Origin of the sequence: Variovorax nivicola, assembly GCF_051216475.1 — a bacterium.
GTDB lineage: Bacteria > Pseudomonadota > Gammaproteobacteria > Burkholderiales > Burkholderiaceae_C > Variovorax.
The window spans coordinates 706106-724022 of the sequence record NZ_JBPJZK010000002.1; the positions used below are offsets into that span (position 1 = coordinate 706106).

Annotated in this window: 22 protein-coding genes, 1 tRNA gene and 1 pseudogene; 14 read left to right on the forward strand and 10 right to left on the reverse strand. The window is 65.8% G+C overall.

Annotation, left to right across the window (positions count from 1 at the left end):
- The first annotated feature begins 7 nt into the window (after positions 1-7).
- Together ACSFBF_RS11940 and ACSFBF_RS11945 are read left to right on the forward strand one after the other, a co-directional pair.
- Positions 8-694: an HAD family hydrolase gene (locus ACSFBF_RS11940; RefSeq protein WP_435467101.1), complete on the forward strand. Its 687-nt coding sequence runs from the start codon at positions 8-10 to the stop codon at positions 692-694.
- A complete protein-coding gene (locus tag ACSFBF_RS11945; protein ID WP_435467103.1) occupies positions 691-1014 on the forward strand; it encodes a hypothetical protein in 324 nt (107 codons plus the stop codon). The genes ACSFBF_RS11940 and ACSFBF_RS11945 overlap by 4 nt, the downstream gene beginning before the upstream one ends.
- Here ACSFBF_RS11945 and ACSFBF_RS11950 read toward each other — a convergent pair.
- The 5 genes from ACSFBF_RS11950 to ACSFBF_RS11970 all read right to left on the reverse strand — a co-directional run bounded on the left by ACSFBF_RS11950 (position 957) and on the right by ACSFBF_RS11970 (position 5104).
- On the reverse strand, positions 957-1958 hold the full coding sequence (locus ACSFBF_RS11950; RefSeq protein ID WP_435467105.1) for an isopenicillin N synthase family dioxygenase: 1002 nt from the start codon (positions 1956-1958) through the stop codon (positions 957-959). The two genes, ACSFBF_RS11945 and ACSFBF_RS11950, sit on opposite strands and share 58 nt — an antisense overlap.
- Entirely contained in the window at positions 1955-2698 is a 744-nt protein-coding gene (locus ACSFBF_RS11955; RefSeq protein WP_435467107.1) for an amino acid ABC transporter ATP-binding protein, read from the reverse strand. Before ACSFBF_RS11955 ends, ACSFBF_RS11950 begins: the two co-directional genes overlap by 4 nt.
- A complete protein-coding gene (locus ACSFBF_RS11960) occupies positions 2695-3405 on the reverse strand; it encodes an amino acid ABC transporter permease (protein WP_435467109.1) in 711 nt (236 codons plus the stop codon). The genes ACSFBF_RS11955 and ACSFBF_RS11960 overlap by 4 nt, the downstream gene beginning before the upstream one ends.
- A gap of 13 nt (positions 3406-3418) precedes the next feature.
- Positions 3419-4114 carry an amino acid ABC transporter permease gene (locus ACSFBF_RS11965; protein ID WP_435467111.1) on the reverse strand — a complete coding sequence of 232 codons (696 nt, stop codon included), beginning with the start codon at positions 4112-4114 and terminating at the stop codon, positions 3419-3421.
- Between the two features lie 162 nt (positions 4115-4276).
- Positions 4277-5104, reverse strand: a complete 828-nt coding sequence (locus ACSFBF_RS11970) for an ABC transporter substrate-binding protein (RefSeq protein ID WP_435467113.1) — start codon at positions 5102-5104, stop codon at positions 4277-4279.
- 186 nt (positions 5105-5290) lie between these two features.
- Between ACSFBF_RS11970 and fabV the strand changes: the two genes are divergently transcribed.
- From fabV to ACSFBF_RS11985, 3 genes are read left to right on the forward strand one after another with little or no spacing between them, the layout of a single operon-like run.
- Positions 5291-6487 (forward strand): enoyl-ACP reductase FabV, encoded by a 1197-nt coding sequence (fabV, locus tag ACSFBF_RS11975; RefSeq protein ID WP_435467115.1) that lies wholly within the window; start codon positions 5291-5293, stop codon positions 6485-6487.
- Between the two features lie 27 nt (positions 6488-6514).
- Positions 6515-6934 (forward strand): group II truncated hemoglobin, encoded by a 420-nt coding sequence (locus tag ACSFBF_RS11980; protein ID WP_435467117.1) that lies wholly within the window; start codon positions 6515-6517, stop codon positions 6932-6934.
- 43 nt (positions 6935-6977) lie between these two features.
- Entirely contained in the window at positions 6978-8201 is a 1224-nt protein-coding gene (locus ACSFBF_RS11985) for an NAD(P)/FAD-dependent oxidoreductase (protein ID WP_435467119.1), read from the forward strand.
- 22 nt (positions 8202-8223) lie between these two features.
- Here the strand turns inward: ACSFBF_RS11985 and ACSFBF_RS11990 are convergent, their stop codons facing one another.
- Positions 8224-8880, reverse strand: a complete 657-nt coding sequence (locus ACSFBF_RS11990; RefSeq protein WP_435467121.1) for a Smr/MutS family protein — start codon at positions 8878-8880, stop codon at positions 8224-8226.
- Positions 8880-9557, reverse strand: coding sequence for a RadC family protein (gene radC, locus ACSFBF_RS11995; protein WP_435467123.1), 678 nt, complete (start codon positions 9555-9557; stop codon positions 8880-8882). Before radC ends, ACSFBF_RS11990 begins: the two co-directional genes overlap by 1 nt.
- Before the next feature lie 107 nt (positions 9558-9664).
- Here radC and ACSFBF_RS12000 point away from each other — a divergent pair, with 107 nt between their 5' ends.
- The 3 genes from ACSFBF_RS12000 to ACSFBF_RS12010 are packed head-to-tail and all read left to right on the forward strand — an operon-like array spanning position 9665 to position 12035.
- A complete protein-coding gene (locus ACSFBF_RS12000) occupies positions 9665-10108 on the forward strand; it encodes an FKBP-type peptidyl-prolyl cis-trans isomerase (RefSeq protein ID WP_435467125.1) in 444 nt (147 codons plus the stop codon).
- On the forward strand, positions 10105-11073 hold the full coding sequence (gene ispH, locus ACSFBF_RS12005; RefSeq protein WP_435467127.1) for a 4-hydroxy-3-methylbut-2-enyl diphosphate reductase: 969 nt from the start codon (positions 10105-10107) through the stop codon (positions 11071-11073). Before ACSFBF_RS12000 ends, ispH begins: the two co-directional genes overlap by 4 nt.
- A complete protein-coding gene (locus ACSFBF_RS12010; RefSeq protein WP_435467129.1) occupies positions 11070-12035 on the forward strand; it encodes a threonine/serine dehydratase in 966 nt (321 codons plus the stop codon). The genes ispH and ACSFBF_RS12010 overlap by 4 nt, the downstream gene beginning before the upstream one ends.
- Positions 12036-12039: 4 nt before the next feature.
- Here the strand turns inward: ACSFBF_RS12010 and ACSFBF_RS12015 are convergent, their stop codons facing one another.
- Positions 12040-12441: a VOC family protein gene (locus ACSFBF_RS12015; RefSeq protein WP_435467131.1), complete on the reverse strand. Its 402-nt coding sequence runs from the start codon at positions 12439-12441 to the stop codon at positions 12040-12042.
- Between the two features lie 61 nt (positions 12442-12502).
- Here ACSFBF_RS12015 and serS point away from each other — a divergent pair, with 61 nt between their 5' ends.
- From serS to ACSFBF_RS12030, 3 genes are all read left to right on the forward strand, one after another.
- Complete coding sequence (gene serS, locus ACSFBF_RS12020; protein ID WP_435467133.1) at positions 12503-13834, forward strand: serine--tRNA ligase; 1332 nt, start codon at positions 12503-12505, stop codon at positions 13832-13834.
- 59 nt (positions 13835-13893) lie between these two features.
- Positions 13894-13983, forward strand: a tRNA-Ser gene (locus ACSFBF_RS12025).
- Positions 13984-14158: 175 nt separating this feature from the next.
- Complete coding sequence (locus ACSFBF_RS12030) at positions 14159-14824, forward strand: tyrosine-type recombinase/integrase (RefSeq protein WP_435467136.1); 666 nt, start codon at positions 14159-14161, stop codon at positions 14822-14824.
- A gap of 87 nt (positions 14825-14911) precedes the next feature.
- Here the strand turns inward: ACSFBF_RS12030 and ACSFBF_RS12035 are convergent.
- Positions 14912-15169: pseudogene (locus tag ACSFBF_RS12035) on the reverse strand (helix-turn-helix domain-containing protein); the annotation flags it as partial.
- Positions 15170-15350: 181 nt separating this feature from the next.
- Here ACSFBF_RS12035 and ACSFBF_RS12040 point away from each other — a divergent pair.
- From ACSFBF_RS12040 to ACSFBF_RS12050, 3 genes are all read left to right on the forward strand, one after another.
- The gene (locus ACSFBF_RS12040; RefSeq protein ID WP_435467138.1) at positions 15351-15533 is read left to right on the forward strand and encodes a hypothetical protein; all 183 of its coding nucleotides are present in this window, start codon (positions 15351-15353) and stop codon (positions 15531-15533) included.
- A 95-nt stretch (positions 15534-15628) separates the two neighbouring features.
- Positions 15629-15856 (forward strand): hypothetical protein, encoded by a 228-nt coding sequence (locus tag ACSFBF_RS12045; RefSeq protein WP_435467139.1) that lies wholly within the window; start codon positions 15629-15631, stop codon positions 15854-15856.
- Entirely contained in the window at positions 15849-16070 is a 222-nt protein-coding gene (locus ACSFBF_RS12050; protein ID WP_435467141.1) for a PC4/YdbC family ssDNA-binding protein, read from the forward strand. The genes ACSFBF_RS12045 and ACSFBF_RS12050 overlap by 8 nt, the downstream gene beginning before the upstream one ends.
- 306 nt (positions 16071-16376) lie before the next feature.
- On the opposite strand, the gene ACSFBF_RS12055 is transcribed toward ACSFBF_RS12050, so the two are convergent.
- Entirely contained in the window at positions 16377-17675 is a 1299-nt protein-coding gene (locus ACSFBF_RS12055; RefSeq protein ID WP_435467143.1) for a class I SAM-dependent methyltransferase, read from the reverse strand.
- Positions 17676-17917 lie beyond the last annotated feature (242 nt).

The following is a 17917-nucleotide window of genomic DNA, read 5'->3' on the forward strand; positions in this document are numbered from 1 at the left end:
TGCCCCGATGTTCGCCGCCGCAATTTTCGACATGGACGGGCTGCTGATCGATTCGGAACGCCCCATCATGGCCGCCTGGATCGAGGCCGCCCGCACGCTCGACATCGAGCTTTCGCATAGCCAGTACCTGCAGGTCGTCGGGCTGGCCATGACCGAGTCTGAACACATCCTCGCGTCGCTGCTGGGCGGTGCGGATGCCTACAACCACGCCGTGGCCCATGTTCGCCAGCGCCTGCAGCTGGAGCGCTCGGACGGTGAGCCGCTGTTTCCCATCAAGCCCGGCGCGGCCGAATTCCTGAGCGCGCTGCGCGAACGCGGCACGCGCTGCGCCGTGGCCTCGTCATCGACCAGCGGGCAGATCCAGGCCTGCCTTGGCAGCTTGGGCGTGCTGCACCATTTCTCGGCCTTTGCGGGCGGCGACGAAGTTGCGCGCGCCAAGCCCGATCCGGCGCTCTACCTGCTCGCGGCCGAACGGCTGGGCGTGGACCCGGCTGAATGCATCGCCTTCGAGGACAGCGAGAACGGCGCCAAGGCGGCGCTGGCTGCGGGCATGCGGGTCGTGGTCGTGCCCGACCTCAAGCACCCGCCCGCATCCATCGTCGAGCGGGCCTTCCATGTGCTCGAGTCGCTGCACGAAGCGGTGCCGCACCTGCCGCGCTGGTTTCCCGCCGAGGCCGCGACAAGGCTCTCATGATCAAGATCGGCACGCTCTGCCATGTGGTCGACAGCTGCCTGGCGTCGCCCTTCACAGAGCGTGCGGTGGGCCGGATCGTGGAAGTGGTCTCGCAGCCCTACGAGGCGCCGAGCGAGCGCTACCTGCCCGGCACGTACTACGACGTGCTGTTCGAGGGCTGGACCTTCTATTGCCGCAGCGACAAGCTCGTGCCCATTTCCGACCCCGATGCCGAAATCGAGCGCTGGGAAGACGCCTTCCTCGACGAGCCTTCGCCGGCCGCTCAGAGCACTTCGTCGCGCAACTGCGGGAACACCTTCGACACCTTCGCGAGCAGGTAGTCGCCGTAGCGCCCGCTGAAGGCGTGCACGTTGGCGCGGTCCCAGCGCTCGGCGCTGTCGTCGCGTGCCTCGGCGCCCGCGAGGCCTTCGATGCGCTGTACCCGCGCCTCGAAGTTCGGATCGAAGAACAGCGGAAACGACAGCCGGTCGCGCCCCGAGGTGTTGCGCTTCACGCGGTGCGGCGTCGACTTGTAGAGCCCGCCGGTCATGCGGTCGAGCATGTCGCCGATGTTGCAGACGAACGAACCCGCCACCGGCGGCGCGTCGATCCAGCCGGCGGGCGTGTGCACCGCGAGGCCGCCGATGTGGTCCTGGTGCAGGATCGTGAGCAGCCCGTAGTCGGTGTGCTCGCCCACGCCCCACTGCACGTCGAGGCCTTCGGGCACAGCCTGCGTCGGATAGTTGAAGAGGCGGAACAGGATCAGCGGGTCGGCCGTGTAGCGCTCGGCGAAGTAGTCCGCGCCCAGGCCCAGGCTCAGCGCGATGCCTTCCATCAGCCGGTGGCCGAGCTGCGTGACGGCCGCCATGTACTCGAGGATGGCCTCGCGAAAGCCCGGCACATCGGGGAACAGGTTGGGCCCGTGCACCGGCGTCTTCGCCTGCACCAGCGGGTGCGTGGCGGGCAGCTCGGTGCCGAGGTAGAGGCCTTCCTTCCAGTCGGCCCGGCCCGAGGTCAGCTCGCCGCCCAGCGGGAAGAAGCCGCGCCATGCGCGTCCGCCGAGGGCCATGCGCCACTGCATCTTCGTTTCTTCGGGCAGTTCGAAGAAGCGGTGGCTCAGGTCTTCGAGCCGCTTCACCAGCGACGCGTCGACGCCGTGGCCGGTCACGTAGAAAAAGCCGTGTGCGCGGCAGGCGGCGCCGATCTGCGCGGCGACGGCGTCGCGCCCGGCCGTGCCGGCCACGAGCGGCGCAACGTCGATGAGGGGGAGGGTGGTGTCGGTCATGCGTCTCTCGCAAAAGGGGAGCGGATGTCGGACAGGAACTGCTGCGCGCGCGGATGCTGTGGCCGGTTGAAGAAGTCGTCCGGCGTGGCGCGCTCCAGCACCTTGCCTTCGTCCATGAACAGCACGCGGTCGGCCACCTCGCGTGCGAAGCCCATCTCGTGTGTTACGCACACCATCGTCATGCCGTCGCGCGTGAGATCGCGCATCACCAGCAGCACCTCGCCGACCATCTCCGGGTCGAGCGCACTGGTGGGTTCGTCGAACAGCATCAGCGGCGGCTGCATTGCGAGCGCGCGTGCAATCGCCACGCGCTGCTGCTGGCCGCCCGACAGTTCGCTCGGCCACGCATTGGCCTTGTTCGACAGGCCCACGCGGTGCAGCAGCGCCATCGCGCGCTCGTCGGCCTCCTTGCGCGTGAGGCCGCGCAGCTGCATCGGCGCCATCGTGCAGTTCTGCAGCACCGTGAGGTGCGGGAACAGGTTGAACTGCTGGAACACGAAGCCGATGCGCGAGCGGAAGGCGTCCACGTCGAGACCCGGCGCATGGATGTCCTGCCCGTCGACGACGATGCGGCCCGACTGGATCGGCTCCAGCCGGTTGAAGGTGCGGATCAGCGTCGATTTGCCCGAGCCCGAGGGCCCGCACACCACGACGACTTCGCCCTTGTGGATGGTCTCGCTGATGTCGACCAGCGCGTGGTAGCTGCCGTACCACTTGTTGACTTTTTCGAGTTCGATCATGCGGACACCTTGGCGGTGGCTGTAGAGATGCCGCGGCGCGCGAGCCGGCGTTCCAGCCAGTAGGCGAAGCGCGACAGGCCGAAGCAGAGAATGAAGTACGTGCCGCCCAGAATGAGGTAGATCTGCGCGGGCTTGGTGAACACCTGCGTATTGATCTGCGTCGCGATGAACGACACCTCGGCCAGCCCGATGATGTAGCCCAGCGAGGTTTCCTTGATGGTCGAGACGAACTGGTTCACCAGCGAGGGCAGCATGCTGCGCAGCGCCTGCGGCAGCACCACGAGCCGCATCGCGCGGCCGTAGCCCAGGCCCAGCGCGCGGGCGGTTTCCATCTGCCCGCGCGGCAGGCCTTGGATGCCGGCGCGCACGATCTCGGCGAGGTAGGCGGCGTCGAACACCACGAGTGCGATCAGCATGGTGGTGAACTGGTCGGTCTTCACACCGGTGACGCTGGGCAGGAAGAAGTAGGCCCAGAAGATCACCATCAGCAGCGGCAGCCCGCGCACAACGAACACGAAACCCGTGACAGGCCAGCGCAGCCAGCGCCACGGGCTCACGCGCGCCAGCCCGAGCACGATGCCCAGCGGCAATGCCAGCACGAGGCCGCAAGATGCCAGCAGCAGCGTGAGCACGAGCCCGCCGAGGGGGCCGTTGGGGTACTGCCCGATGAGGAAGTAGACCCAGTAGTCGTTGATGATTTCGAGCATCGCGTCAATGCCCTCAGATGGTCCGCACCGGATACCGGTGGTGGTACCAGGTGGCCAGCCCGGTGATTGCGAGCGACACCGTCAGGTACGCCGCACTGGCGAACGCGAACGACTCGAAGCTGCGGAAGGTCGCGCTCTCGACCTGGCCGGCCTGGTACATCAGCTCGGCCACGCCGATCACGGTGGCGATGGAGGTGTTCTTCCAGAGGCTCAGCGTCTGCGAGATGAGCGGCGGAATGGTCACGCGCAGCGCCTGGGGCAGCACAACGCGGCGCATCGTGGCCAGATAGCTGAAGCCCATCGCGCGGCCGGCCTCGAACTGCACGGAAGGAATCGCGCGAATGCCGCTGCGGATGTCTTCCGCCATGAAGGCCGCCGCGTACAGCGCCAGCGCAATCACCGCGCTGTAGGCCTCGATGTGCCCCGCGTAGAGCCATTGCTTGATGCCCTCGGGCAGCAGCTCGGGTGCGCCGAAGTACCAGAACAGCATGTGCGCGAGCAGCGGGATGTTGCGGATCGACTCCACGTACGCAAAGCCGAGCCAGCGCAGCGGCGCGAAGGGCGACAGCCGCAGCAGCGCCACCACCAGCGCGATGGGCAGCGCCAGCACCAGCGCAGCCGCGAGCAGCTGCAGCGACAGCAGCAGGCCCGCGATGAGCATGTCGTGGTACTTGCCGGTCAGCAGCAAGGAATAGTCGAACAGGGGCATGGGGGGCGACAGTATCACCGTCGCGAAGGGGATTCGCTCCCTCCCCCGCTGGGGGAGGGCTGGGGTGGGGGCACGACGGCGCCTGTTAGGGCGCGGCGCCTATATGGAGGCCGCGTGCCCCCATCCCGGCCTTCCCCCAGAGGGGGAAGGAGAAACACAAGGTCAGTCGATCTTGTCGGAGTCGAGCTTGAAGTCGCGCGTCTGGAAGCCAGAAGCCGTCGTCGGGCCGTACCACTTGATGAAGATCTTCTGCGCCTCGCCCGATTTCTCGAGTTCGCGCAGCGTGTCGTCCACCACGGCCTTCAGGCCGGTCTCGCCCTTCTTGATGCCGATGGCCAGCGCCTCGGTGCTCAGGTTCTGCTTGAGCACCAAGTACTGCGCCTTCTGCGGGCCCAGCTTGGCGTAGCTGCGCAGCAGCGCGGCCTCGTCGTCTACATAGCCCACGCCTTTGCCCTGCTGCAGCGCCTGGAAGGCCTGCTGGCTCGTGTCGAAGGTCACGACCTCGACGTTGGGCACGGCCTTGCGGATGTTGGGCTCCTGCGTGCCGCCGCGAATCGTCAGCACCTTCTTGCCCGCGAGCTGCGGCACTTCGCTGATGCCGCTGTCCTTCTTCACGATGGCCTTCTGGCCGGTGACGAAGGTGGTGAGCGAGAAGTCGATCTGCGCCTCGCGCTCCTTGTTGTGCGTGAGGCCGGCGGCCACCAGGTCGACGTGGCCCTGCTGCAGTTCCGGAATGCGCGCGGCCACCGCGATCTGCTTGAGCACCGGCTTCACGCCGATCTTCTTCGCGATGGCGTTCACCAGGTCGACTTCGTAGCCGACGATCTGGCGCGTCTTCGGATCGACGAAGGTCGCGGGCTCGTCGGTGCCGAGCACGCCGACGACCAGTTCGCCCTTTTTCTTGATGTCGGCCAGCTGGTCGGCGTGGGCGACGGTGCCGAGCAGGAAGGTGGAAGCGGCGACGGCCGCGGCGAGCAGGGTGTGGCGCATAGGTTGTCTCTCTCCTAAAGGAAATTCAGGGCCGAACCATATCAATAAAACCTCAGATTATTAAATCGTCAATCGACATATGCATATGGACAAGCTGAAGGCGGTTATTACGGGCTGGGTTAAATTCGCGGCGCCAAAAACGCGCTCCCGCCGTTTTCTTCCCGCATCTCATACAGCGAGATCCTCATGATCATCAAACCCCGCGTGCGCGGCTTCATCTGCGTCACGACCCATCCCACCGGCTGCGAAGCCAACGTCCGGCAGCAGATCGACTACGTCAAGGCCCAGGGGCCCATCGCGGGCGGCCCGAAGAAGGTGCTGGTGATCGGCGCATCGACCGGCTACGGGCTGGCCGCGCGCATCACCGCCGCCTTCAGCAGCGGCGCCGACACGCTCGGCGTGTTCTTCGAACGCCCGGGCAGCGAGACCAAGCTAGGCTCGCCTGGCTGGTACAACACCGCAGCCTTCCACAGCGCCGCGACAGCCGAGGGCCACTATGCGAAGAGCATCAATGGCGACGGCTTTTCCGATGCGGTGAAGCAGCAGGTCATCGACACCATCCGCGCTGACCTCGGCCAGGTCGACCTCGTCGTCTACAGCCTGGCCGCGCCGAGGCGCACGCACCCGAAGACCGGCCAGGTCTTCAACTCGGTGCTCAAGCCCATCGGCAAGTCGGTGAACCTGCGCGGCCTCGACACCGACAGCGGGGCCGTGAAGGAAACGGTGCTCGAGCCCGCCACGCAGGAAGAAATCGACAACACCGTGGCCGTGATGGGCGGCGAAGACTGGCAGATGTGGATCGACGCGCTGCAGCAGGCCGGCGTGCTGGCCGACGGCGCTAAGACCACGGCCTTCACCTACCTGGGCGAGCAGATCACGCACGACATCTACTGGAACGGCTCCATTGGCGCCGCCAAGAAAGACCTGGACCAGAAGGTGCTGGGCATCCGCGCGCAGTTGGCCGCCAAGGGCGGCGATGCGCGCGTGTCGGTGCTGAAGGCGGTCGTCACGCAAGCCAGCTCGGCCATTCCGATGATGCCGCTGTACCTGTCGCTGCTGTTCAAGGTGATGAAGGCACAGGGCACGCACGAGGGCTGCATCGAGCAGGTGCACGGGCTTTTTGCCGAAAGCCTCTACGGCAGCGCGCCGCACATCGACGAGGAAGGCCGCCTGCGCGCGGACTACAAGGAGCTGGCACCGCAGGTGCAGGCCCGCGTGCTGGAACTCTGGCCGCAGGTGACCGGCGACAACCTCGACGAGCTCACCGATTTCGCGGGTTACAAGACCGAGTTCCTGCGACTCTTCGGCTTCGCGGTGGAGGGCGTGGACTACGACGCGGACGTGAACCCCGACGTGGGCATTCCCGGCCTCGTGCAGCTCTAGCAAGCACCCGGAGGGATACTCCCGCCCATGCAGATTCAAGAAAAGCCGCCCGCCGGCACGCCGTTCGACTGGATCGGCGGCGAACCGAAGGTGGAGGCGCTGGTCGAGCGCTTCTACGACCTGATGGACCTCGAGCCCGCCTATGCGCAGTTGCGCGCAGTGCACGGCGCCAGCCTCGACAACGCGCGCCAGCGCCTGTTCTGGTTTTTGTGCGGTTGGCTCGGTGGCCCGCAGCATTACACCGACCGCTTCGGCCATCCGATGCTGCGTGCGCGCCACCTGCCGCAGAGCATCGGTGGCCACACCATCGGCATCAAGGAGCGCGACCAGTGGCTGGCTTGCATGGACCAGGCCATGGGCGAGACAGGCGTGCCGGAAGACCTGCGCGAACGTCTGCGCGACTCCTTCTTCAAAACCGCCGACTGGATGCGCAACCGCGGTGAGTGACCGCCAGTCCGAATACACAACGACTCCGAAAGACGCTTCTTCCATGAATTCCATCGTCATCATCGGCGGCGGCCACGCCGCGGCCCAGCTCTGCGCCGGCCTTGCTGAAGCAGGGCAGGGCGCGCGCGTGCACCTGGTCTGCGAGGAGGCCTGCGAGCCGTATCACCGCCCGCCGCTGTCCAAGGCCTTCCTCAAGAGCGTGGAGGAGACCACGCAGCCGCACAAGGCCGCTGACTGGTACCGCGAAGCGGGCATCACGCTGCACCTGGGCGATGCCGCAGTGGCCATCGATCGCGAGGCGCACACCGTCACGCTGCGGTCGGGCGCGATCCTGCCGTGGCAGCAACTGGTGCTGGCTACCGGCACGCGTGCGCGCCAGATGCCCGACCTGAAGCCGGGTCTGGAAAACGTCGCGAGCCTGCGCGCGGCCGATGAAGCGCATCGCCTGCGCACGCGTCTCGCGGCGGCCGAACATGTGACGGTGCTCGGCGGCGGCTTCATCGGGCTCGAAGTGGCGGCCACCGCCAAGGCGCTCGGCAAGTCGGTGCAGGTCATCGAAAGCGCGCCGCGCCTGCTGGGGCGCGCCGTCTCGCCCGAGCTGTCGGCGCACGTGCTCGCCACCCACCGCGCGGCCGGCATCGACATCGTGCTCGGCGCACAGACCGGCGCGTTCGAAGTCGAAGGCGACAGGCTGGTGTCGGTGCAGGTCAACGGCGTGAAGCAGCCTGTCGATCTGCTGCTGCTCGGCATCGGTGCGGTGCCCGAGACCGCGCTCGCGCAAGCGGCCGGCATCGAATGCGCGGACGGCATCGTGGTCGACGGCCACATGCAGACCAGCGCGGCCGACGTGCTCGCGGTGGGCGACTGCACGCGCTTCCCCGACCGCCGCGCGGGCCGCGCGCTGCGGCTCGAATCGGTGCAGAACGCCAACGACCAGGCGCGCACGGCAGTGGCCACGCTGACCGGCGCGGCGCGCACGCATGACGCGGTCGCGTGGTTCTGGTCCGATCAGGGCGGCATGCGCCTGCAGATGGTCGGCCTGATGCCGGCCGAAGGCACGCCGGGCCTGAGCAGCGTGCGCCGCGCGGGGCCGAAGCCCGACGCGTTCTCGCTGTTCCACTATGTCGACGGACAGCTCGTGTGCGTCGAGTCGGTGAATGCGCCGGTCGATCACATGATGAGCCGCAAGCTGCTCGAAGCGGGGCGCAGCCCCGATGCGGCGGCGGTGGCGGATGCGGCGGTGCCGCTGAAGAACCTGCTGGCCTGAGGAAGCGGAAGGCGCGAGGCGGTCAGCGCCGCGCGGGCGCCAGCAGCACGACGAGTGCGCCGGCCCCGCCTTCAGCAGGCTTGGCCTGCACGAAGGCGATTACTTCATTCTTCTGGATCAGCCAGCGTTGGGTCTTGGTCTTCAGCACCGGCTGCTTGCCTGGCGAACCCAGCCCTTTGCCGTGCACCACGCGCACGCAGCGCAGTCCCTGCTTGTAGGCATTGCGGATGAAGCCGCCGAGTGCCTCGCGTGCCTCGTCGCTGCGCAGCCCGTGCAGGTCGACCTGCGCCTGGATCGCCCAGTCGCCCTTGCGCAGCCGCGCCGTCACGTCGGTGCCGATGCCGGGGCGGCGGAAGCTCATGGCGTCGTCCACGTCGAGCAGCGTGGTCACGTCGAACTCGTCGGAGAGCGACTCGCGCAGCACGCGCTGCTCGTCGAGCTGGTGCTGCACGGGGATGGGTGCGGGTGGCTCCGGCGCGAGTGGCACGGCGGCCTTGCGGCGCAATGGTTCGGTGGCGCCGATAGCGCGGGCGAACAGGTCTTTCTCGGCGGCACGCTTGCGTTCGGCCACGGCCCTGGCGGCCGCCTCGGCGGCTTCGCGCTCGCGGGTTTCGGCGAGCGCGCGCTGCACCTGCTTGAGGTCGGCGAGGTTCTTGAGCGAGGGGGAGCGCGCGGCCATCAGAGCAGCCCCCTCTCGGCCATCGAGAAACTCTGCCCGGGGCTCACGATGATGTGGTCGAGCACCCGCACGTCCACCAGCGCCAGGGCGGCTCGCAGCGTTTGCGTGAGCGACTCGTCGGCGCGCGAGGGCTCGATGTTGCCGCTCGGGTGGTTGTGCGCCAGCACCACAGCCGCAGCCTGGTGGTGGATGGCGCGCGTGACGACCTCGCGCGGGTAGACGCTGGTCTGCGTGAGCGTGCCGCGGAACATTTCTTCCAGCGCGATCATGCGGTGCTGCACGTCGAGGAACACCACCGCGAAAACTTCATAGGAGCACGAGCCGATGTGCAGCTGAAGGTACTGCTTGACTGCGTCGGGCGAATCGAACACCGCACGCTCCTTGAGCTTTTCGCCCATGGCGCGGCGTGCCAGTTCGAGCACGGCGATCAGCTCGGAGCGCTTGGCGCTGCCGCCCATGCCCTTGACGGCCTTGAGGTCTTCGGCGCCGGTGTGCAGCAACCCCGAGAGCCCGCCGAAGCGTTCGAGCAGCTGCTGCGCCAGTTGCAGCACGTTCTTGCCCGCCACGCCGGTGCGCAGCAGCAGGGCCAGCAGCTCGGCGTCGGCCAGCGCGGACGCCCCGCGCGAGATGAGTTTTTCGCGGGGACGGGCGTCGAGGGGGAGATCCTTGAATGACATGAAACCCTGGGTGAAACCTTGGCGGAGCCGGGTGGAAGCCCCGGTCCTTAAAATGAGGTCCAGTTTATCGGGACACCACCTTGTCTTTGCCCACCTCTGATGCCCCCATGTCCCAAGTCGTGACTTCTGGCTCCTTTCTGACCCTGCACTACCGGCTGGCCGGCCCAGCGGGCGACATCATCAATACTTTCGCCGACAAGCCCGCGACCCTGTCGCTCGGCACCGGCGAGCTTTCTCCCGCCATGGAGCAGCGCCTGATGGGCCTGGAAGAGGGCACGCACGCCACCTTCGAGCTGCCCGCCGGCGAGGCCTTCGGCGAGCGCAACCCCGACATGCAGCAGTGGGTGGCCAGGAAGCTGCTCGCGCAGATGGGCGACCCCGACGAGCAGTACGCCACGGGCGACGTCGTGCAGTTCCCCACGCCAGACGGCACCGGCAGCTACGCTGGCGCGGTGATCGAGTCGAACGAGACCGGCGTGCGCTTCGACTTCAACCATCCGCTGGCCGGCCAGCCCGTCACCTTCGAAGTGAAGCTGATCGGGGTGCTATGAACTCCGAGATCTCAGAAGTCATCCTGGCCGAGCCGCGCGGCTTCTGCGCGGGTGTCGACCGCGCCATCGAGATCGTCGAGCGCGCCATTGCGAAGTTTGGCGCGCCGATCTATGTGCGCCACGAGATCGTGCACAACACCTACGTGGTGAACGAGCTCAAGGCCAAGGGCGCGATCTTCATCGAGGAGCTGTCCGACGTGCCGCCCGGCGCCACGCTGGTGTTCAGCGCGCACGGCGTGAGCAAGGCCGTGGAGCAGGAGGCGCGCGACCGCGGCTTCGAGATCTTCGACGCCACCTGCCCGCTGGTGACCAAGGTGCACGTCGAGGTGGCCAAGCTCGCGAAAGAGGGCTACGAGTTCATCATGATCGGCCACAAGGGGCACCCCGAGGTCGAGGGCACGATGGGCCAGCTGTCGAGCGGCATCCATCTTGTAGAGGACGTGGGTGACGTGGCGAAGGTCTCGCCGGCGCAGACGTCCAAGCTGGCGGTAGTCACCCAGACCACGCTGAGCGTGGACGACGCCGCCGAGATCGCCGCCGCGGTGCGCGCGCGCTTTCCCGATGTGCGTGAGCCCAAGCAGCAGGACATCTGCTACGCCACCCAGAACCGCCAGGACGCGGTGAAGATCATGAGCCCGCAGGTCGACCTCGTGATCGTGGTCGGCAGCCCCACCAGTTCCAACAGCAACCGGCTGCGCGAACTGGCGCAGCGGCTGGGCACCGAGAGCTACATGGTCGATTCGGCCGAAGAACTCAAGCCCGAGTGGTTCGAGGGCAAGACGCGCATCGGCCTCACGGCCGGCGCTTCGGCCCCTGAAGTGCTGGTGCGCGAGGTGATCGACCGCGTGCGCGCGTTCGGCGCGGTGTCGGTCCGCAAGATGGACGGCATCGAGGAAACCATCAAGTTTCCGCTCCCCAAGGGCCTCAAGCTCGACGACATTCCGCCTCCAGGACACATCTCTTGAACGACACGAAAACAACCGACTGGCGCTCTGAAATAGACAGCGCCACCCGAAGGCTGAGCGAGCGCGCCGGCCACTTCCTGCGCGAAACCCCGCTGTGGAAGCTGCCGGCAAGCGCCTTCGGCATCGCGGTGCCGGGCGTGGAGATCTGGCTCAAGCTCGAGCACATGCAGGTCAGCGGCAGCTTCAAGGCACGCGGCATGATGAACCGGCTGCTGGCCAACGACATTCCGCAAAGCGGCGTGGTCGTGGCCTCGGGTGGCAATGCAGGCATTGCCACGGCGGCGGCTGCGCGCGCGCTGGGCGTGCCTTGCCAGGTGTTCCTGCCGGGCGTGTCGCCCGAAGCCAAGCGTGCGCGCCTGCGTGCGCTGGGGGCTGAAGTGGTCGTGGTCGGCGAGCTGTACCCCGATGCGCTGGCCGCCTGCCTGACGCGCCAGAAGGAATCCGGCGCCTTGCTCACCCACGCCTACGACCAGCCCGAAGTGGTGGCCGGCGCCGGCACGCTGGGCCGCGAAATCGAGCAGCAGGGCGGCGTGCCCGATTCGGTGCTCGTGAGCGTGGGCGGTGGCGGCCTGATCGGCGGCCTTGCCGGCTGGTTCGAGAAGCGCGCCCGCGTGGTGGCGCTCGAGCCCGAGAAAGCGCCCACGTTGTTCCGTGCCCGCGAAGCCGGCGAGCCGGTCGACGTGCAAGTGGGCGGCATCGCGGCCGACTCGCTCGGCGCGCGCCGCATCGGTGCCATTTCCTGGGAGATCACGCAGCAGCAGGTGCAAGACGCGTTGCTGCTGTCCGACGAATCCATCCGCGCAGCCCAACAATGGCTCTGGAAGGAGCTGAAGCTGGCGGTGGAGCCGGCCGCCGCGCTGCCGCTGGCGGCGCTGCAGACTGGCGCCTACGTGCCGCGCGAAGGCGAGAAGGTGTGCCTGATCGTCTGCGGGGCGAACGTCGATCCTGCGACGGTCGCCTGAAAACTCACTTCTCGCAGTTCACCATCCAGGCCACACCGAATTTGTCGGTGAGCATCCCGAAACCCGTGGCCCAGAACTGCGGGCCATAAGGCATCGTCACTTTGCCGCCTTCGGCCAGCGCATCGAACAGTTTCTTGCCTTCGTCGACGTTGTTTGCCTGCACCGATAGAGAGAAGCCCTTGTAGCCCTCGAAAGGCCACTCGGGCGGGGCATCCGAGGCCATCAGCTTGTGGCCGCGAGCCTCGAGCGTGGCGTGCATGATCTTGTCCTTGTACGAGGCCGGCGTCTGGGCGCCCGCGGGGCTTTCGCCGAAGGTCATGCTGAAGAGGACCTTGCCGTCCAGCGCCTTGGCGTAGAACGCGAGCGCCTCGGCGGCATTGCCGTTGAATGTCAGATAGGCTTCCATCGTTTTTCCCTTCGAGGTGGGTCAGTGGGACCGCGATGCTACGCCCACCTAAAATCACCCCATGCTTGACATCACCCTGCTCCGCAAAGACCTGGCCTCCGCTGTGGCCGGCCTCGAAAAACGCAAGAAGAACCAGCCGTACCTCGACGTGTCGGCGTTCACCGCGCTCGAGGCCGAGCGCAAGACGCTGCAAACCCGCACCGAGGAAATCCAGGCGCGCCGCAACACGCTGAACAAGCAGATCGGCCCGCTCAAGGCCAAGGGCGAGTCGGTCGATGCGCTGATGGCCGAAGTCAACGCGCTGAAGGCCGAGCAGGAATCGCAATCCGGGCGCCTCGAGGAGATCCAGCCCGAGCTGCACGCGCTGCTGCTCGCCGTGCCCAACCTGCCGCACGCCAGCGTGCCGGTCGGCGAGGACGAGACCGGCAACGTCGAAATGCGCCGCTGGAGCCCGCAAGGCGGCGCTGGTGCCAATGCCACGCCGCTGGCCTTTGCGCCGAAGGACCACGTCGACCTGGGCGCGCCGCTCGGCCTTGACTTCGAAATGGGCGCCAAGCTCGCGGGCTCGCGCTTCACCGTCATGAAGGGGCCGATCGCCCGCCTGCACCGCGCCCTTGCGCAGTTCATGCTCGACATCCAGACCGAGAAGCACGGCTACAGCGAGTGCTACGTGCCCTACATCGTCAACGCTGCCACGCTCAGCGGCACCGGTCAGTTGCCCAAGTTCGAGGGCGACCTGTTCGCCGCGAAGAAGGGCGGCCAGGACGGCGAACCCGCGCCCGACCATTCGGCGCTGTACCTCATTCCCACCAGCGAAGTGCCGCTGACCAACTTCGTGCGCGACGAGGTGGTGGCCGAGTCGCAACTGCCGATCAAACTCACGGCCCACACGCCGTGCTTCCGCTCCGAAGCCGGCAGCGCGGGCCGCGACACGCGCGGCATGATCCGCCAGCACCAGTTCGACAAAGTCGAGATGGTGCAGATCGTGCACCCCGAGAAGAGCTACGACGCGCTCGAACAGATGACCGGCCACGCCGAGGCCGTGCTGCAGGCGCTGGAGCTGCCGTACCGCGTCGTGTTGCTGTGCACCGGCGACATGGGCTTTACCGCCGGCAAGACCTACGACCTCGAAGTCTGGCTGCCGGCGCAGGACACCTATCGCGAGATCAGCTCCGTCTCGAACTGCGAGGCCTTCCAGGCGCGCCGCCTGCAGGCACGTTTCAAGAACGCGCAGGGCAAGAACGAACTCGTGCACACGCTCAACGGCTCCGGCCTGGCGGTGGGCCGCACGCTGGTCGCCGTGCTGGAAAACCACCAGAACGAGGACGGCTCGATCAACGTGCCTGCGGCGTTGCGTCCGTACCTCGGCGGGCTCGAAGTTCTGCGCGGTTGATCGCAGGAGGCTTCAAAAGCCCCGTTTTTGTCTGCTAGAATCGCAGGCTCGACAGCACCGGAGAGGTGGCAGAGTGGTCGAATGTACCTGACTCGAAATCAGGCGTACTAGCGATAGTACCGAGGGTTCGAATCCCTCCCTCTCCTCCAAGAATGATTCCGCATAAGGCCGCCAGCGGCCGAGAATCAGCAGCCAAGCCCCGCTAGACGGGGCTTTTTTGTGTGCGGTTGTCCGGGAACGTCTTTTGACAGCTGGTTCAAAACGGGGGCACAGTTGGGGGCATGGACCGCGATTCGCGCGGACCCCGCCTGGAAATGCCCCCAGATGCCGCTCACAGACACCGCCTGCAAGAACGCGAAGTGCGCTGATGGTCGCGCGTACCAACGCTTCACCGATGGCGGCGGCCTGTACCTCGAGGTCACCGCTACGAGGAGCAAGCTCTGGCGTTGGAAGTACCGCTTCAATGGCAAGGAGAAGCGGCTGGCCGTCGGCATCTATCCCGAAGTGACCTTGGCGCAGGCCCGGCGTGCTCGCGATGATGCGCGCCTGGTGCTGAAGGGCGGCGCTGATCCGGCACAGACCAAGGCTGACGCGAAGCTCAGCGCGCGCGTTAGCGTCGGCAACACCTTCGAGACGGTAGCTAGGGCCTGGCATGAGCACTGGAAGGCTGGCAAGTCCGAGCGCCATGCTGGCTATGTGCTCACCCGGTTACAGGCCGACGTTTTCCCCGATCTTGGCAAGAGGCCCATTGCCTCGATCACTGCACCGCAACTGCTCGCAGTCGCGAAGAAGATCGAGACCCGCGGCGCTGTGGACATTGCTAAGCGCACATGGCAGACCTGCAGCCAGATCTTCAGATACGGCATCGCGCACGGTATCGTCGAGCGGAACCCGGCCAGCGATCTGAAGCCATCTGATGCGCTGAAGCCGCGCATCAAGGGGCACTTCGCATGCATAGAGCCCAAGGTGTTGGATTCCGCCGATCTCTGACCCTAGATTTCCATTGAATACTGATCCACCCGCTTTGTGAGCCTGAAGGCTTCACGGTGTGGATAAGTGCTTGATGTTCTCCTTTGTGTGGATCTGCCGCAGATTGCGCCGATGTTTCCGCGATTTGGTGGCCTCGATAGCGAGCCAGGTCGCGAGCTTCTCGGCATAGGGATCGAGCTTGCTGGAACTCGCCCGCTTGGCGTAGCGCGGTTCTTCGTCGTCGGCTCGCAGGTATTTCTTGACGGTGTTGCGAGACAGGCCTGTACGCCTGGCTATCTCGCGGACGGACATCTGCTCGCGCAGGGCCCAGCGTCTGATGACACTCAATGTCGCCACGTCTATCACTCCTAGGATCCCCTGCTTTAAAAATGAGCAGGGTAGAGTTTTACGTGGGTCAGTCTTAGACGGAAATTACTGCGTTTAGAGGGTCAATTTTCGGTGGCAATCAACACTCCACGGCAATACGTGTCGCGTCGCAGTCGACGTCACGGTCGTCACGAACGGAACCGGCGGGGGAGCGTTGAACGTGAATTTGCCGCGCCCGACGGTTTTTTCTACGGTCGGCGCGGGTCGAGAGATCAGTACAAGCGGCAAGACATGTTCTTTCACGCTCAACGGTTCCGTCGGCGGCATCCTCACCTACGACAACCTCTATCCGATGGCCAACGGCTCGCGCATCGTGGCAACAGGCGAGTACGTCGTTTCGTGATGTCAACCGAATGTAGCGGCCATTTGTTGCCGGGAATGGGAGAGGCGCCGAAGCGGCCGATCGAGGGGAATATGACGCCGTACCAAATTCAGAGGATGCTCAAGATCCGCAAGGCGATGGAGCGCGAGCTCGAGGCGATGGCCAACACGCCGCGCGTCGCCAAGGCGGTCGAGCAGTCGCGCGAAGGGGCTGGGCGAGGCTCACATCTTCGTGCGGCCCAGAGCTCCATCCGCATGGTTGAGGGCTTGGACAAGCTGCTCTATGCCGGGGCGCGAATCAAGAAGTTGCCGAAGCCGAAGTACCCAGGAGGCAAGCGTGTCTGAGGTCGTCGCCCGCGTTCAGAAATCGCGCACTGCGGAGATCCGCGTGACTCGCGATCGCTACGAAAGCCGCGAGGTGGTCGACATCCGCGCCTGGTTCGTGGAGGTCAGCAGCGGAGTGTGGAAGCCGAGCGGTCGGGGAGTGCAGTTCGACGGGAAGAGGCTCGAAGCTGTGATTGCCGGATTGCAGTCAGCCAGACCTGCGCCCAACAGCTGAGCAAGCGTGGTCGTCTGCGCTCCGGAGGCCACCCGCGAAGGGCGACTTTACTTTTCATCATGCACGTCCGCTCGCAGGAAGAAGTTGCGAAGTTCAGGTATTTGCAGGATCGAGAGCATCACAAACAGTCTCGCAAAAAATCAGGCCGGCGTTCTTCATAGCCCTCGTGACGTTCCTGCGCGCGCCTGCGCTTTCTATAGATTGATCATACGACCGAGTCATCGTCGGCCGATTGGCAATGGCTGGTTTGCACAACGTCGCAGATCAGCTTTCCACATCACCTCAGTCTCCGGGCTGGGGCTTTCTTTATTCTCCGGTGGAACTGCGTGAGCGATAGCGTAGCGTCGACACGGAGACGCCGACGACACGGTCCTCGTGGTGCCCGGGAATGGCCTGCGAGAGGGCCATAGGCTCGCAGTCGATCGTGAGCACCGCGGCGCTTCGCTGCATTGGTAGCGTCACCTCGCGCGCCTCGCCCGGCGCAAGTTCGAATGCATCCGAAAAGTCACCGGCCGTCACCGTGACAGGTCGGGTCAACGGGAGGAAGTTGTGCAGCTTCAGCTCGATCGCGAAAGCGCCTTGTGTTTGGTCAAGGCCTATGGACGCCCGACCGCGCGTCCAGCGAGTAGCACCTTCTCCATCGTGCCAGCCGTCGTCGTCGCGCGTGGACTCGACCAAGATCAACGGGTCGCCGATGTTGATGAGTTCTGGTGCCCTGGTGCACGTGTAGACATCACCGCGATCCGTCGCCGGACATTTGCGGAACTGCACCAGCCAGCCAGTGCGCATCATCTTCTCAATCAGATACTCACGCTGGAAGCCGAGTTCGCACCAGCCATAGGCCCGGATCGCGCGCAAGGAAAGCCCATCCAGCCGCGGCCCCCATGCGAACGGCACGATGTTGCGCCAGTAGTTGTCCTTGGCGATGATGGGTTCTCCAGCCAGCAGCAGCCGTCCGCCCGGCTTCAGCACATCGCGCAGGCGTAGGAGCGTGGCGGCATGATCAAGGCTGTGGTGGAAGGCCTCATAGAAAAGCACGCGGTCGAACTTCTTGCCGGGCACGCCATCGCCAAACAGCCCCTTCACGGTGTTGACCTTGATGCCCATGGCCGCGGCCTGACGGTCGATGATGCGCAGATAGCGCTCGTCGATGTCGATCACCGAGACATCGCAGCCCATGCGCGCCAGGGCCAGTGAGATCTGCCCGTCGCCCGCGCCGTACTCCAGCACCGCATCGCCGGCCCGCACATCCATGGCGGTGATGATCGCGCCGGCCGCACTCAGGGAGTCGCCAACCATGCGGCTGTCGTTGTAGCGGTATATCGAGGGGGTGTAGTGGCCTTCAGTGAACCCATCGAGGAAGTCGGAGCGTTCGTTCTTCGCGGCGTCGTAGCCGGTTCCGCCGGACAGCGAAGCCAGGAACTTGCGGCACGCCTCCAGGTGCTGCTCGCCGAACGGGTCGCTCTGCAGCATTGCTGGCGGCACACCATCCGCGCTCAGGTAGACATCGCACAGCCGATCGATGCGGGACATTTCATCTGGCAGCCGGTCGATCTCCTCCTGCAACTGTGCGAAAGCCTCCAGCGAGTGGATTGCCGTCTTCATGATTGCCCCCAATTATTGTCGGCCCATGTTATCCGCGATGCAGCTGATCTTGGCGGTCTGCGCATCTTGAGGCCGTGAAGAGCGCGGCCGAAGGCCTACGCGACGCCTCTATCGCTGGGCACTACCAGCCACACCACCATCTACCGCGTGCGCCGCGGCGAACTGCCCAAGCCTGATGCCGATGGGAAGTGGCTGCTGTCCGAGGTCATTGAGTGGGAGTCACGAGGTAGTTAGCTTGCTGC

Excerpts from the sequence above, each read along its gene's own strand:
- ACSFBF_RS11940 (WP_435467101.1), top strand. The coding sequence starts at position 8 with ATGTTCGCCGCCGCAATTTTCGACATGGACGGGCTGCTGATCGATTCG.
- ACSFBF_RS11945 (WP_435467103.1), top strand. The coding sequence starts at position 691 with ATGATCAAGATCGGCACGCTCTGCCATGTGGTCGACAGCTGCCTGGCG.
- ACSFBF_RS11950 (WP_435467105.1), bottom strand. The coding sequence starts at position 1,958 with ATGACCGACACCACCCTCCCCCTCATCGACGTTGCGCCGCTCGTGGCC.
- ACSFBF_RS11955 (WP_435467107.1), bottom strand. The coding sequence starts at position 2,698 with ATGATCGAACTCGAAAAAGTCAACAAGTGGTACGGCAGCTACCACGCG.
- ACSFBF_RS11960 (WP_435467109.1), bottom strand. The coding sequence starts at position 3,405 with ATGCTCGAAATCATCAACGACTACTGGGTCTACTTCCTCATCGGGCAG.
- ACSFBF_RS11965 (WP_435467111.1), bottom strand. The coding sequence starts at position 4,114 with ATGCCCCTGTTCGACTATTCCTTGCTGCTGACCGGCAAGTACCACGAC.
- ACSFBF_RS11970 (WP_435467113.1), bottom strand. The coding sequence starts at position 5,104 with ATGCGCCACACCCTGCTCGCCGCGGCCGTCGCCGCTTCCACCTTCCTG.
- fabV (WP_435467115.1), top strand. The coding sequence starts at position 5,291 with ATGATCATCAAACCCCGCGTGCGCGGCTTCATCTGCGTCACGACCCAT.
- ACSFBF_RS11980 (WP_435467117.1), top strand. The coding sequence starts at position 6,515 with ATGCAGATTCAAGAAAAGCCGCCCGCCGGCACGCCGTTCGACTGGATC.
- ACSFBF_RS11985 (WP_435467119.1), top strand. The coding sequence starts at position 6,978 with ATGAATTCCATCGTCATCATCGGCGGCGGCCACGCCGCGGCCCAGCTC.
- ACSFBF_RS11990 (WP_435467121.1), bottom strand. The coding sequence starts at position 8,880 with ATGGCCGCGCGCTCCCCCTCGCTCAAGAACCTCGCCGACCTCAAGCAG.
- radC (WP_435467123.1), bottom strand. The coding sequence starts at position 9,557 with ATGTCATTCAAGGATCTCCCCCTCGACGCCCGTCCCCGCGAAAAACTC.
- ACSFBF_RS12000 (WP_435467125.1), top strand. The coding sequence starts at position 9,665 with ATGTCCCAAGTCGTGACTTCTGGCTCCTTTCTGACCCTGCACTACCGG.
- ispH (WP_435467127.1), top strand. The coding sequence starts at position 10,105 with ATGAACTCCGAGATCTCAGAAGTCATCCTGGCCGAGCCGCGCGGCTTC.
- ACSFBF_RS12015 (WP_435467131.1), bottom strand. The coding sequence starts at position 12,441 with ATGGAAGCCTATCTGACATTCAACGGCAATGCCGCCGAGGCGCTCGCG.
- serS (WP_435467133.1), top strand. The coding sequence starts at position 12,503 with ATGCTTGACATCACCCTGCTCCGCAAAGACCTGGCCTCCGCTGTGGCC.
- ACSFBF_RS12030 (WP_435467136.1), top strand. The coding sequence starts at position 14,159 with ATGCCGCTCACAGACACCGCCTGCAAGAACGCGAAGTGCGCTGATGGT.
- ACSFBF_RS12045 (WP_435467139.1), top strand. The coding sequence starts at position 15,629 with ATGCTCAAGATCCGCAAGGCGATGGAGCGCGAGCTCGAGGCGATGGCC.
- ACSFBF_RS12055 (WP_435467143.1), bottom strand. The coding sequence starts at position 17,675 with ATGAAGACGGCAATCCACTCGCTGGAGGCTTTCGCACAGTTGCAGGAG.